Annotated in this window: 13 protein-coding genes; 8 read left to right on the top strand and 5 right to left on the bottom strand. The window is 71.4% G+C overall.

Annotated features, from left to right (window positions below):
- Positions 1 to 16 precede the first annotated feature (16 nt).
- From ABT294_RS49690 to ABT294_RS49680, 3 genes are read left to right on the top strand one after another with little or no spacing between them, the layout of a single operon-like run.
- Positions 17 to 634 (top strand): LysE family translocator, encoded by a 618-nt coding sequence (locus ABT294_RS49690; RefSeq protein WP_350813550.1) that lies wholly within the window; start codon positions 17 to 19, stop codon positions 632 to 634.
- Positions 631 to 1365, top strand: a complete 735-nt coding sequence (locus tag ABT294_RS49685) for an alpha/beta fold hydrolase (RefSeq protein WP_350813549.1) — start codon at positions 631 to 633, stop codon at positions 1363 to 1365. The genes ABT294_RS49690 and ABT294_RS49685 overlap by 4 nt, the downstream gene beginning before the upstream one ends.
- Positions 1366 to 1368: 3 nt before the next feature.
- The gene (locus tag ABT294_RS49680) at positions 1369 to 1581 is read left to right on the top strand and encodes a hypothetical protein (protein ID WP_350813548.1); all 213 of its coding nucleotides are present in this window, start codon (positions 1369 to 1371) and stop codon (positions 1579 to 1581) included.
- A 20-nt stretch (positions 1582 to 1601) separates the two neighbouring features.
- Here ABT294_RS49680 and ABT294_RS49675 read toward each other — a convergent pair whose 3' ends face one another.
- Entirely contained in the window at positions 1602 to 2480 is an 879-nt protein-coding gene (locus ABT294_RS49675; protein ID WP_350813547.1) for an SCO6745 family protein, read from the bottom strand.
- Positions 2481 to 2577: 97 nt separating this feature from the next.
- Between ABT294_RS49675 and ABT294_RS49670 the strand changes: the two genes are divergently transcribed.
- Both ABT294_RS49670 and ABT294_RS49665 read left to right on the top strand, forming a co-directional pair.
- Positions 2578 to 3108, top strand: a complete 531-nt coding sequence (locus ABT294_RS49670) for a CGNR zinc finger domain-containing protein (RefSeq protein WP_350813546.1) — start codon at positions 2578 to 2580, stop codon at positions 3106 to 3108.
- Between the two features lie 123 nt (positions 3109 to 3231).
- A complete protein-coding gene (locus tag ABT294_RS49665) occupies positions 3232 to 3702 on the top strand; it encodes a pyridoxamine 5'-phosphate oxidase family protein (protein ID WP_350813545.1) in 471 nt (156 codons plus the stop codon).
- A 41-nt stretch (positions 3703 to 3743) separates the two neighbouring features.
- Here ABT294_RS49665 and ABT294_RS49660 read toward each other — a convergent pair whose 3' ends face one another.
- From ABT294_RS49660 to ABT294_RS49650, 3 genes are all read right to left on the bottom strand, one after another.
- The gene (locus tag ABT294_RS49660) at positions 3744 to 4505 is read right to left on the bottom strand and encodes an SDR family NAD(P)-dependent oxidoreductase (protein ID WP_350813544.1); all 762 of its coding nucleotides are present in this window, start codon (positions 4503 to 4505) and stop codon (positions 3744 to 3746) included.
- Between the two features lie 39 nt (positions 4506 to 4544).
- Positions 4545 to 5408, bottom strand: coding sequence for an NAD(P)H-binding protein (locus tag ABT294_RS49655; RefSeq protein WP_350813543.1), 864 nt, complete (start codon positions 5406 to 5408; stop codon positions 4545 to 4547).
- A 141-nt stretch (positions 5409 to 5549) separates the two neighbouring features.
- Entirely contained in the window at positions 5550 to 6698 is a 1149-nt protein-coding gene (locus ABT294_RS49650; RefSeq protein ID WP_350813542.1) for an FAD-dependent monooxygenase, read from the bottom strand.
- A gap of 74 nt (positions 6699 to 6772) precedes the next feature.
- Between ABT294_RS49650 and ABT294_RS49645 the strand changes: the two genes are divergently transcribed.
- From ABT294_RS49645 to ABT294_RS49635, 3 genes are all read left to right on the top strand, one after another.
- Entirely contained in the window at positions 6773 to 7465 is a 693-nt protein-coding gene (locus tag ABT294_RS49645; RefSeq protein WP_350813541.1) for a TetR/AcrR family transcriptional regulator, read from the top strand.
- A gap of 404 nt (positions 7466 to 7869) precedes the next feature.
- Entirely contained in the window at positions 7870 to 8325 is a 456-nt protein-coding gene (locus ABT294_RS49640) for a recombinase family protein (RefSeq protein WP_350813539.1), read from the top strand.
- Positions 8326 to 8818: 493 nt separating this feature from the next.
- Entirely contained in the window at positions 8819 to 8941 is a 123-nt protein-coding gene (locus ABT294_RS49635; protein WP_350813538.1) for a hypothetical protein, read from the top strand.
- A gap of 337 nt (positions 8942 to 9278) precedes the next feature.
- On the opposite strand, the gene ABT294_RS49630 is transcribed toward ABT294_RS49635, so the two are convergent.
- Entirely contained in the window at positions 9279 to 12113 is a 2835-nt protein-coding gene (locus ABT294_RS49630) for an AfsR/SARP family transcriptional regulator (protein WP_350813537.1), read from the bottom strand.
- Between the last annotated feature and the right edge of the window lie 537 nt (positions 12114 to 12650).

Raw genomic sequence — 12650 nt, 5'->3', positions numbered from 1 at the left:
TGCGACGATGACCGCCATGTACCTTTTAGCGTTCATCGGCGCGTGCCTCCTGGTGGCCATGACCCCCGGCGTGAGCACCGCGATCATCCTTCGCCAGACCCTGCGGGCCGGTCGCGGCTCCGGCGTCGCCGCCGCGCTCGGCAACGAGACCGGCATCCTGCTGTGGGCGCTGTCGGCCGCGTTCGGCCTGTCGGCGCTGCTGGTGGCCTCCCAGCTCGCCTACGACGCGATGCGCGTCGTAGGCGCGGTGGTGCTCGTCGTGATGGGCGCGCAGGCGCTCTGGCAGGCCCGCAAGGGCGCCGACGCGCCCCCCTCCGACGGCGCCGCCGTCGCGGGCCGGCACCGCTCCTACCTGTCAGGGCTCGGCACCTGCCTGGCCAACCCGAAGGCCGCCGTCTTCGCCATGTCGTTCCTGCCGCAGTTCGTCCCGCAGGGGCAGAACGTCCCGCTCACGCTGGTGACGCTCGCCGTCATCTGGGTGCTGGTCGACACCCTCTGGTACGGCCTGCTCATCTGGACGGTCGCCCGCGCCAAGGCCCTGCTCGGCCGTCCCGTCGTCAGGCGCCGCCTGGAGCAGGTCTCCGGCGTCGTCCTCATCGGCCTCGGCCTCCGGCTGGCGGTGGAGTCGCGATGACCATCTGGCACGAAGAGGCCGGCGCGGGCGAGCCGCTGGTGCTGCTGCACTCCGGCGTGGTCGACTCCCGCCTGTGGGACCCGCAGTGGCAGGCCCTGGCCGAGCGCTTCCGGGTGATCCGCGTCGACTACCGCGGATTCGGCCGCACCCCCTTCCAAGCGGACGAACCGTACAGCGACTGCGGCGACGTCGCCGCCGTGCTGGCCGAGCTGGGCGTGGCCAAGGCCACGTTCGTCGCCTCCTCCTACGGCTGCCGGGTGGCCCTCCAGCTCGCGCAGTCGGGGTTCGCCGAGCGGCTGGTGCTGCTCAACCCCGACTCCGACCTGCCGCCGACGCCCGACCTGGAGGCGTTCACCACGGAGGAGGAGCGGCTGATCGAGCTGGGCGACCTCCAGGCCGCGTCCGAGCTGAACGCCCGCACCTGGCTCGGCCCCCACGCCACCCCGGACGCCCACGAGCGGGTCGTGGAGATGCAGCGGCACGCCTTCACCGTCCAGCTCGCCGCCGACCCCGAGCCCTCGCAGTTCTCGCCGGACATCGACCTGACATCCATCCAGGCGCCCGCGCTGGTCGTCGTCGGCGCGCACGACCTGCTCTGGGCCCGGCAGAGCGCCCGCCACCTCGCCGAGCACCTGCCGCACGCCGAGCTGGTCGAGCTGGACTGGGCCGGGCACCTGCCCAACCTGGAGCGTCCGGAGGAGATCCAGGCCCTGCTGCTGGACTACCTTTAGAGCATGACGAACGACCTGGCGACGCTGATGCGGCAGGCGCAGGACGACGACCCGCTGCTGGCCCTGCAGGCCACCACCGCGCTGCGGCACGAGATCGAGCGCCTGGAGGCGGTCCTGGTGCGGCGGGCCAGGGTGGCGGGCCTGCCGTGGGCGCAGATCGCCGACGCGGTCGGGGTGAGCAAGCAGGCCGTGCACAAGAAGTACGGCAGGCGCTGACAGGTCACCAGCCGGGGTCCCTAACCTGGGGCCTTGACGGTGGCGATGCCGAGCGTGCTCGCCATGGGCAGCAGGCCCGCCCCGAAGACCGCGCCCAGGGCGGGGGAGCACAGCTGCGCCAGCCGGTCGGCGCGGGCCTCGCCCAGCTCCCGCCACGGCCCGGCGGCCAGCTCGTCGGTCATCCGCTCCACCTGGTCGCGCAGGGCCCGGCCCTGGCCGGTGGCCTGGCCGTCGGCGTCCACCAGGCCGCGGGCGGCCAGCCGCTCCTGGGCCTCGCGCCACTCCTGCTCGCTCCAGCCGCGTCCGGCGAAGTTGGCCATCGGGGCGGCGCCGATCGCGGCGAACGACACCAGCGCCTCGCACCCGTCGAGCCCCGCGGCCTGCAGCGCGGCCAGGTGCCCGTCGCCGCGGTGCTCGCGCAGCACGGTGGTGGCCTGCCAGAGCGCCACGTGCGGCTCGTCGGACCAGGGCAGGTCGAGGTTGGCGCCGGCGAACGGCCGCCCGGCCACGCTCACGCTCTCGGCCACCCGCCTGGCCAGCTCGGCGGCCTCCTTCATCTCGGACGTCGCCACCCGGTCGCCGAGCAGGGTCCGGTAGGTGCGGTCCACGGCCCGTGACCGGGCCTGGAGCACCTGCTCGGGTGAGGCGGTGTCCCAGATCGCGGGGACGTGCTCAGCGATCATGCCGGGGCTGAAGCTGTAGTAGGCGGCGGTGGCCAGATGGGCGCCGGCCGGGCCCAGCGGGGCGGTGCGGTAGGCGAAGTAGCTGGGCCACCGCGACTGCACGTCGTATCCGAGCCGGGCCGCCTCGTCGAACCCCTCCGGCGAGAAGTACAGCACCGCGTGGATCGGCTCCAGCTGGTGCCACATGCGCCTGGCGAGCCTGGAAAGCTGCGACATGTCAAATCCCTCACTGGCTAGATAAGCTACGGCAGTGACGATAGATGGATGGCGCATCACTGGTCAATCCCAAATAGATAGTTATGTCGGCCGTTGGGTGGAGCTGGCCGTCATCCTGGTGAACGAGCTGGCCGTCACCAGGGCGCGCGGCCGCGAGGTCACCCCTCCGGCGGCGGGCGAGGCGCGCAGGGCCGCGCTCGAGGCCGCCGCCGCCGACCGCCCCCTTCCCCGTGCCGGCCATCCCCTGACCTGCGCGGACGCCGACCGGCTCGCGGAGGTGGCGGCCGAGGTGCGGCCCGTGTTCGGCGGCCAGGCCCCGCGCTCGATCGCGGGCCTGAACGCGGCGCTGGTGCGGCACTCGGCCGTGCCGAGCCTCTACGGCGACCCGCCGATGCTCGCCTTCCACCACGCCGACGCCGACGTCGTCGACGGCTGGGCCGCCGACGCCGCCACCGCGCTGGCCATGGTGATCGGCGTCGGCCAGGGGGTCCGGCTGCGCTCGTGCGAGGCCGACGCCTGCGACCTGGTGTTCTTCGACGTCACGCGGAACGCCTCGCGCCGGTTCTGCGGCCTGTCGTGCCAGAACCGCGCCAAGGCCAGCGCCTACCGCGCCCGCCGCCGAGCTTAGGGGCTGTTCCGAGGTCGGCCCGGAGCCGCGCGGTCCGGCGCGGACTTCCGTCGAACAGTGGGTCTTGACAGCTCGCCGGAAGCCCGCGGGTTTTTGTCGGTGGCGCCGTCCATGATGACCGGCATGGCTTCATGGACGGAATTCGAGAGGCAGGCGCCCGGCCTGGCGAAGGTCGCGCGAGAGCTGATGGTCAGGCACAAGCACAAGGTGCTGGCCACCCTGCGCAAAGACGGCTCGCCGCGGGTGAGCGGCACGGAGTCGCAGTTCAGAGACGGCGAGCTGTGGATGGGGTCGATGCCCAACGCGCGCAAGGCGCTCGACCTGCGGCGCGATCCGCGGATGGCGATCCACACCACCTCGCCCGACCCCGACGAGGCCGAACCGTCGTCCTGGGCCGGAGACGTGAAGCTGGCGGGGCGCGCGGTCGAGATCACCGACCAGGCGGTGCGGGCGTCGTTCGAGATGCCGAGCGAGACCTCCCACCTGTTCCGGATCGAGCTGTCCGAAGTCGTGTGGACGAGGGTCGAGGGCGACGAGCTGGTCGTCGACATGTGGCACGACGGCGTGGGGGAACGCCGGCTGCGCCGCAAGTAATCTACAAAGTAAAGGCGGCGGGCCCGGGTGCTCACCGCCCGTCAGTGGACGAAGAACCCGCCGTCCACGAAGAGCATCTGACCGGTGACAAACGCGGAGGCGTCACCGGCCAGGAACACCGCCGCCCCGGCGAAGTCGCCCGGCAGGCCGTTGCGGCCGACCATGTGCCGGGCGGCGAGAGTCTCGACCCGCCCGGGCACGGCCTGGGCGGGCTCGGTGAGCGGGGTCAGCACGAACCCGGGGATGATCGTGTTGACGCACACCCCGTGCCGCGACCACGCCTCGGCCTGCGACCGGGTCAGCCCGGCCACGCCGGCCTTCGACACGCCGTACACGCCGCTGTCGCCGAAGGCACTGACGGTCTGCTGCGAGCCGACGTTGATGATCCGCCCCCACCCGCGCTCGGCCATCCGGGGTCCGAAGTGCTGGCCGAGCAGGTAGGGGGCGGTCAGGTTGAGGGCGACGGTCTGCTCGTAGTCGTCCTCGGTGAGCTCGCCCATCGGCTTGCGGATGTTGTTGGCCGCGTCGTTGACCAGGATGTCGATCTCGCCGGCGGCGGCGCAGACCTGCCTGACGGCCTCGCGCTCGCCCAGGTCGGCGCTGATGCGCGAGGCGCGCACGCCGTGCTCCTCCAGCCGCCGCACCGCCTTGTCGAGCTCGACCTCGCGGCGTGCCACGATCACCACCTCGGCGCCCGCGCGTCCGAGCGCCTCGGCCATGGCGTAGCCGATGCCGGAGCTGCCGCCGGTCACCAGGGCCCGGCGGCCGTCGAGCGAGAACAGGTGGCGTAGATAGTCCGACACGGTCGGCCAACCTAGCACCCGTCGGGAGGGGAGAGCCGGTCAGGTCCGGGCGAAGTCGCCGGCGTGGTCCAGCGCCCATCGGTGGAAGGAGCGCGCGGGGGCTCCGGTGACCCACTCGACGGTCCTCGTGACGGCGGGAGCGGGGCCGTCCAGCATGCCGGCGTAGCCGTCGAGCAGCACGTCCACGAAGGAGTCGGGGAAGGACGGGTCGGCGAGCAGCCGCTGCCTCTCCTCCTCGCGCGACAGTTCCCGCCAGCGCAGCGGGCGTCCGAGCGCCTCGCCGAGCACGCGCACCTGCTCCGCCTGGGTGAGCACCTGCGGGCCGGTCAGCAGGTAGCACGCCTGGTCGTGGCCGTCCTCCGTCAGCGCGCGTACCGCGACGGCGGCGATGTCGGCCTCGTGCAGCATCGCCATCGGCGTCGCCCCGAACGCGCCGCTCACCGTGTCGCCGGCGCGGATCTGGTCGGCCCACCACAGCGCGTTCGCGGCGAACGTGCTGGGCCGCAGCATCGTCCAGAGCAGCCCCGACTCCCTGACGAGCCGTTCGGCGTCGGCGTGCGTGCGGCCCACGTGGTCGGCGTGCCGCTCGGGGGCGAGCCCGTCCTTGACGGCTCCCGACGACAGGAGGACCACCCGGCGGGCGTGCCGTTTCAGCACGTCCAGGATGCCCGCCATCGGGTCGGACGTGTGGAACGGCCACATGAGGAAGACCGCCTCCACGCCGTCCAGGCAGCCGTCGAGCTCGTGCGGGGCGGCGAGGTCGCCGCGCACCACCTCGGCGCCGGACGGCAGCCGCGCGGCGCCGGGGTCGCGGGTCATCGCGCGCACGGGGAAGCCGCCTTCCAGCAGCTGCGCCACCACCTGGCCGCCGACGTTGCCGGTGGCACCCGTTACCAGGATCATCGTTGGTCACCTTTCGGTCGCTGGGAACCGGACCAACCTCGGGGACGGTGCCCAACCTCCGCCAGCCGGAGGCCGTTGACTGACGGATTCCGGCATTGGCCCGCCTATGTCGGTGGATCCCGTCGGTCCCGCAAGTGTCAGCTATGCCCGCCACAGGGAGGCGAGCTGCCGAGTGGCGAGCCGGCGCGGCACCGCGCGCAGCACGGCGTCGCGGAGCCACGCGACCCCGCCGGTCCGCGACATCAGCCACGACTGTTGGGACGATGCCAGCATCAGGCGGCTGGTACGGGGCCGGCGCTCAGCGTCGTAGCGGCGCAGCCGCTCCGCGACATCCGCCGGCCCGGCGTCGGCCAGGTGCCGGGTCACCGCGGCCGCGTCCTCGAACGCCTGGCTGGCGCCCTGGCCGAGATCGGGGGTCATGGCGTGCGCGGCATCGCCGAGCAGCGCGACCCTGCCCACCGCGAAGGACGGCAGCGGTTCGGCCAGGCAGGCGATCGCATCCACGTAGATGTCGGCGGGCGGGGTGGCCTCGAGCAGCGCCGGGACCGCCGGGTGCCAGTCGGCCATCAGGGACAGCACCTGCCGTCGCGCCTCATCGGCCCCGGGCGGGGTTCCGTGCAGCGCGGAGTCGGTGAACCAGTAAAGATCGCTCTCGCCGACCGGGAACAGGCCGAACATCGCCCCGGTGCGTCGGTCGACCATGATGCCGGCCAGCAGCTCGGTGACGTCGAGGCCCGCGGGTCGGGGCAGCATGCCGCGAAGGTCCAGGCGGCCTACCTGCCGCAGTCCAGGGTGCTGGGGGAACAGCCGGCCGCGCAGTGTGCTGCCGATGCCGTCGGCCACGATCACCGCGTCGGCCCTGGCCACGGGCCGGTCGTCGCTGATCACCGACACCTCGGTGTGGTCGGGCTCCAGCCGCTGAACCGGCGTTGCGGTACGCACCAGCTCGGCGGGCAGCGGGGCACGCAGCGCCCGGTGCAGCTCCGCCCGGCTCACGGCCACCGACGGCCCTACCGTCCGCTGGGCCTGGGCCGCGTCGGTGACCAGCAACGGCCGTCCGCGCCAGTCCCGTAGTCCGCCGCTGACGGCGGGCATGGCCTGGCCGCGTACGTGGTCACTCAACCCCAGCGCATCCAGCGCCCGGACGCCGTTGGGCATGACCACGACGGCGGTGCCCGCCTCTCGAAGCTCGGCGCCGCGTTCGCACAGCGTCACCTCGTGACCCTGCCGATGCAGCCCTACCGCGGCCGACACCCCGCCCAAGCCGGCGCCTACCACCACGATCCGCATGACGCTCTCCCGCCTTGTCGCAGACCCTATCCACTACGGTCGTCCTAGTACGGATAGTGTCATATCATGGTGGCGTGCCGCCGACCAATCCAGCCCGCCGCCAGGCCGTGGCCGATGCCGCCATAGCTCTGCTGGCGGCCTCGGGGGTGCACGGCTTGACCCACCGCGCGGTCGAGAAGGCCGCCGGGCTCCCGCAGGGAACGGCCTCGAACTACTTCCGCAGCCGGGAGGCGCTGCTGGTGGCCGCCGCAGAGCGCATCGTCGAGCTGCACCATGCCGACATGAACGCCGACATGAACGCCGACATGAACGCCGACATGAACGCCGACATGAACGCCGACATGGACCGCGCCGCCCAGCGCCACGGGCCCGCCGCGGGCGTCCCGGCTGATGTCACCGGACACGTCGTTGATCTGCTGACCGAATCCCTGTTCGCTGCGGCGACCGCTCTCCGCACCCGCTATCTCGCGATCTTCGAACTCCAGCTGGAGGCGGTACGACGGCCGGCGCTGGCCTCGGCGCTCGCGGGCTTGCAGGACACCTCGACGCGACTCACCGCCGAGCAGCACGCCCAGCTCGGTCTCCCCATCCCCGCCGAGACGGTCCCCGCCCTGATCGCCCTCTACGGTGGTGCGCTGTTCACCCTGGTGACCACGCCGCCCGAGCAGATCAGCAAGGACGCCGTCCGAAGCGTCGCCGCTGCCATCGTGCGGGGCGCGCTGTCGGGCGTCGGCGGTGAAGAAGATCGGGACGTCGTCCACGGATGACAGCCTGCGGCGCGTGAAGCGGTCCTGTCGGCAGGACGCGGGGCATGACGAGCATCGGAACGAAAAGTCCCGTTAGCAGAGCAGAGTTGAGCGCGTTACCGTGACTTTCCGTTCAGATGTCCCTCGCCGGAGGGATTCCGCAGCTTATAGCGCGTAGACCCGGCTATGAGCCGTGATGTACCGATGGATCTCAGCGAGGTTGATCATGCTCTGGGAGTCTTGGCGGCCGCGCTCCCGCCCCACAGCGCGTGTCCAACATCGACGCTGGCCAGCCGCCGCTCGCGCCCGAGAGCGGTGTTGGCGGGGTGGAGTATTCGGGTTCGTGAGCCGAGCCGAGGCGAGGAACGTCTCGGCGGCCGCGGCCAGCTCGACGCCGTCGCCGCGCAGCGCGGCCGCCTTCGGGGGTGCTGCTGTTCGAGGACCCGGCCACCACCTCCAAGATCCCCGCACTGGAGCGCCCCGCGTTCGCCAGGGTCGCCGCCGCCGCACACCCGGGCGACGTCCTGACCGTGTCGGAGCTGTTCCGGCTGTGCCGGGACCTGGTCGACATCCACGCCGTCCGCGACTGGTGCCAGGCCCGCGGCTTCGCCCTGCGCGTCCTGTCCAACTTCCACGACCTCGCCGCCAACGACGCGACGACCGCGCTGCTCATCAACGTCATCACCGCCGTCGGGCAGTTCCAGCGCGACCTGCAGAACGAGCTGACCGCCGAAGGGATCGCCGCAGCCGAAGCCGAAGGACGCTACCGCGGTCGGCCGCCCGCGCTGGCCGGTGCCCAGCTCGAGGAGGTGCGGTCAGCATTCGCCGAGTATGGCGCGTCAATCGCAGCTCTCGCTCTGCTCATCCCGGCCGAGGGCTGACTCGCAGCGCGGGGGCGACTCTGCCGAAGCATCGCTACGTTACTAGCGGGTGCCGCCAACGGCTGTCCATTGGCACCGCGCGCGGCAGCAGCACACGGCACAACAAGAGCGTGGCAGAAAATCGCGGCACGTCACCGGAAGAGGTGTCGGGAATAGGTGATTTCCCGACACCCCACAAGCCCCGCATTCGACCGTCAGGGAAACCGGACATTGGGGGATGCAGTGCCGTGCCAGGCGGGTGAATTCGGACCGGAAGTGACGACAGGATTTCCCGACAGGTAGAAGGGTGCGCCGTCCTTCCCCGAGGAGCCTTCGGTGCGGATTGTCTACTCGCGCGTTTCCACCGCAACCCAGTCGCGGCTGCGGCAGTGAGCAGGGTCGCCATCCGGACCGCACTGACCGGACTACTGCGCGGCCAGCCGGATCAGCCCCCCCTTCGGCGGGGCGGAATCCCTCGGCGACGCCCTCGGTCCGGATCAGGAGGCCGGCCTCGGTGAGGATGCTTGCCGCAGCGGCAGCAGCGTCGGCGCACACGCCTCGGCCCAGCCTGGCGGGCGAGATCGAGTTCTCCTACGACCCTTCCAAGATCAGCGAGGGCGGCGCCCCCATCACCTAGAAGTGGACGCTCCACAACACGAGCACGGCGTAACTCGCCGAGGGCGTGGTAGTCCACGTCCTCAAGCCCGAATTGGCGATCACCCCGAAGTGGACAGCGACGCAGTCGTCAAATGCGCCCTCTCGTGCGCCGTAGATGGATGAGAGCGGCGATCGGGGCGTGCGGTACGAGCGAGGTCGTCGTAGCGCGGCCAGGACTCGTCCGCGGTCGGTGTGCCGTCGCGGGCGAATGCGACCCAGTGTGCCTGGATGCGGGCCGATACCTGCCGGTCCACGTCGTCGTAGCCGTCGGTGGTCAAGGTGCCGAACAGGTAGCGCAGGCCGCCTTTGAGACAGGCCTAGGTGTTCAGCTTCGTCAGGAGGGCGCGGACGTCGGCCGCCTCGGATAGCGAGAGCCGCTCGAAGATGGACAGAGCCTCTGTCAGGCAGGCTTGGGAGCGGCCCGGCTGCCCCAGTTCCCACAGCGCCTGACCCAGGACGGTCAGCGCCATGCCCTGCCCCCACTCATCGCCCGACTCCACGAGCATCGTCAGCGCCTCTTCCGCGCATTCCAGCGCCCGCTCGGCCATCCCCGCCGCCAGGTACGCCTCCCCGGTCCTGAAAAGCGCACTTCCCTGCCAGCCGCGCATCTTCATCCGCCCGTACTCGGTGACCGCCGTCTCCAGCTTGAGCACCGCCTCCTCCGGCCGCCCTGCCTCGCACAGCACGATGCCGTACTGGTAGGTGGCGTCGGCGTCGTACTGCCCGTCCCTGAGGTCGAGCATGATCCGCTCGGCCTCGCCGGCGGCTTCGAGCGCCTCGTCGTGACGGCCCACGGCGGACAGAGCACGGGCCAGATTGCCGAGCCCGGTGGCGAGGTAGGCCAGGTCGCCGATCGATCGCGATGTCTCGACGGCCTGCAGATAGCAGGTCACCGCGGTGGACCTCTCGCGTCGTTCATTCGCGCAAAGCGCCAACAGATTGAGCGCTTTCGCGTAGGTTGCCAGGTCGCCGTGCTTGAGGCTGAGGTCGCGGCCGGCCATGCCGTCGGCCGTGGCGGCGTCATGGCGGTTCCGGTCCACCCGGGTGAGGCCGCGCGTGACCCGGGCCCGAGCGAGCATAACCTGGTCGCCGCGTTCCTCTGTCGCGCCAACGAGCAGATCGCCGATCCGTTCGATACGGGCGGAGTCGGAGTCGAAGCCGAGGATGTCGATGCCCATGTCGAACAGGACTACGGCCTGGTGCAGGTCGCACCCGGGGGTGCGGGCGGCCTGCTCGACGCAGCCGAGCAGGCCCTGTTCTTCCTCGTTGATCCAGTCGATGGCGGCGGTGGCGTCAGCGAAGGGCATTCCCGCCGAGCGGGCGGCCGCCAGTGCCGGTCGGTTGTCGCCGGGAGTGATCAGTCCCATCGCCGCGCCCGTCGAGGCCAGGTAGAAGTCGAGCAGCCGGTCGAGGGCGGCCCGCCGTACCTCTGGATCGTCACAGCGGGAACGGGCGTAGATCTTCAGCAGGTCGTGGAAGCGGTAGCGGCCGGGCGAGGGTGACTGGAGCATGCTGACGTCGACCAGCCCCTCGCAGACGTCCTCCGCGTCGTGCTCGGGCAGGTCGAGGAGCGCCGCGGCGGCCGCGAGCGGCAGATCCCCTCCATCCGGTACGGCCAGCAGCCGAAAGGCCCGCGCGTGGGTGTCGTCGAGCTGCTCGTATCCCAGTGTGAACGTGGCCTCGATTGCCAGGTCGCCCGCACGCAGCTCAGCCAGCCTGCGCCGCTCGTCGGAGAGCCGGTCGCGCATGCTGGCCACGCTCCAGTTCGGCCTGGCGGCGAGTCTGGCGGCGGCGATCCTGATGGCCAGCGGCAGGAAGCCGCAGGCGGCGACCAGGTCCATGGCGGCGGGCCGCTCGGCCGCCACACGCGCTTCCCCGACGATCCTGCCCAGCAGACGCAGCGCCTCGACGGGGCCGAGCACCTCCAGGTCCATCTGGCGGGCGCCGCTGAGGTCGGTCAGCCTGGCCCGGCTGGTGACGATCACGCCGCAGAGTGACGAGCCCGGCATCAGCGGCCGGACCTGTCCGGCCGCTGATGCGTTGTCGAGCACGACCAGCACCCGCCGGTCGGCGAGCACCGAGCGGTAGAGCGCGGCCCGCTCGGCGAGGTCTTCCGGCGCCTCATCCAGGCCGAGCGCGCGCAGGAACGAGCCGAGCACCGTTGCGGGTTCCAGCGGCTCGGCTCCCCATCCGCGCAGGTCCACGAAGAGCTGCCCGTCGGGGTAGTAGCCGGCGAGCTGGTGGGCGACGTGCACGGCCAGCGTGGTCTTGCCGACGCCGCCTGCCCCGGCGACCGCCGTGACGACCAGGGCGGAGGTCTCGCCGGAGCGCAGCGCGGTCACCATCTCCTCGATCTCGCGCTCGCGGCCGGTGAAGTCGGCCGAGTCGGCAGGTAGCTGCCGTGGCGTGTGCGTGACCGGCGCGTGGGCGGCGCCGGGGCGGGCAGGGACGCGGCCGAGCTCGGGGTCGGCGCTGATGATGCGCTGGTACAGCTCGGCCAACTCCGGCGAGGGGTCCACGCCGAGTTCGTCGGCCAGCAGCCTGCGGGTGTCGGTGTAGACGCCGATCGCCTCGGCCTGCCGTCCAGCTCGATACAGCGCCAGCATGAGCAGGCCGCGCAGGCGCTCCCTGGTTGGATGTTCCGCGCACAGGGCGTTCAGCTCGCTGACGGCCTCGGCGTGCCTGCCTTCGTCGAGGTCGGCGTCGAGGCGGTGTTGGAGCGCGGTGAGCCGTTGCTCGCTCAGGCGGGCGCGCTGGGACTCGGCGAACAGTCCGGAGAGCCCTGCCAGCGGCTCGCCCTGCCACAGGGCCAGCGCCTCGGCGTAGCGGCCTTCGCCGTACAACTCGTGAAGCTCGGCGAGGTCGCTCGCCCCGCCCCGCAGCGCGTAGCCGTCGCCGATGGACCTCAGCGCGTCCGTGCCGAGCACCGCGCGCAGCCGCGAGACGTAGGTGCGCAAGATCTGGAGCGCGGTACGCGGCCGCGTCTGACCCCACACCGCGTCCATGATCTGCTCGCCGCTCACGGCCCTGCCCCCTGCTAGCAGAAGTACGGCCAGCACCAGGCGCTGTTGCGGCGAGCCGAGCTCCAGCTCCTGCCCGCCGCGCCAGGCCCGCACCGGGCCGAGCAACGAAAAACGCAGGTCTTCGGCCATGCCCATCCATTTCCGGTCAATTCCACAGCAGAGACGATCACTCTACCCAGCTGAACAGCTCGGTAGAGTGATGAACAGCGCGGCTAGCCGCCCATCGGGAACCACCACCTGCACCCGCTCGGATCAGCAGCGGGTAGCCCAGCATGAACGCCGACAACATCGGCGCCTCAGTGTTGGCCGGGTCGCCCGCATACCCATAACGGGCAATCTTGACAAAATGGCTCGCCGCTCGGGTCGGTGAGATGGACCCCCAAGTAGCGCTGAGTAACCCGGAGCTCTCGGCCAGGTGGACATACGAGTCCTTACCGAGCAAGCCGACCTGGGCAAACACGCCTCTCGCCGATTATCTCCAGTCCGACGCCCGACTCATCCCACCGCGCCCGGACCGAAACCCCGCTCACCCACGGAGCTGCGTCACCGTGGGTGACCTGCATGGACACTCCTAGGGCGTGTCCCGTGGATCTTTAGTGGCGGTTTGGTGTAGATCAGTCCGGTGGAAGATTGCCTGAATCGTCATGATCTGACTGATGCCGAGTG

This window comes from Nonomuraea sp. NPDC000554, assembly GCF_040300065.1.
Lineage (GTDB): Bacteria > Actinomycetota > Actinomycetes > Streptosporangiales > Streptosporangiaceae > Nonomuraea.
This window is presented reverse-complemented; position numbering and strand designations above follow the sequence as displayed.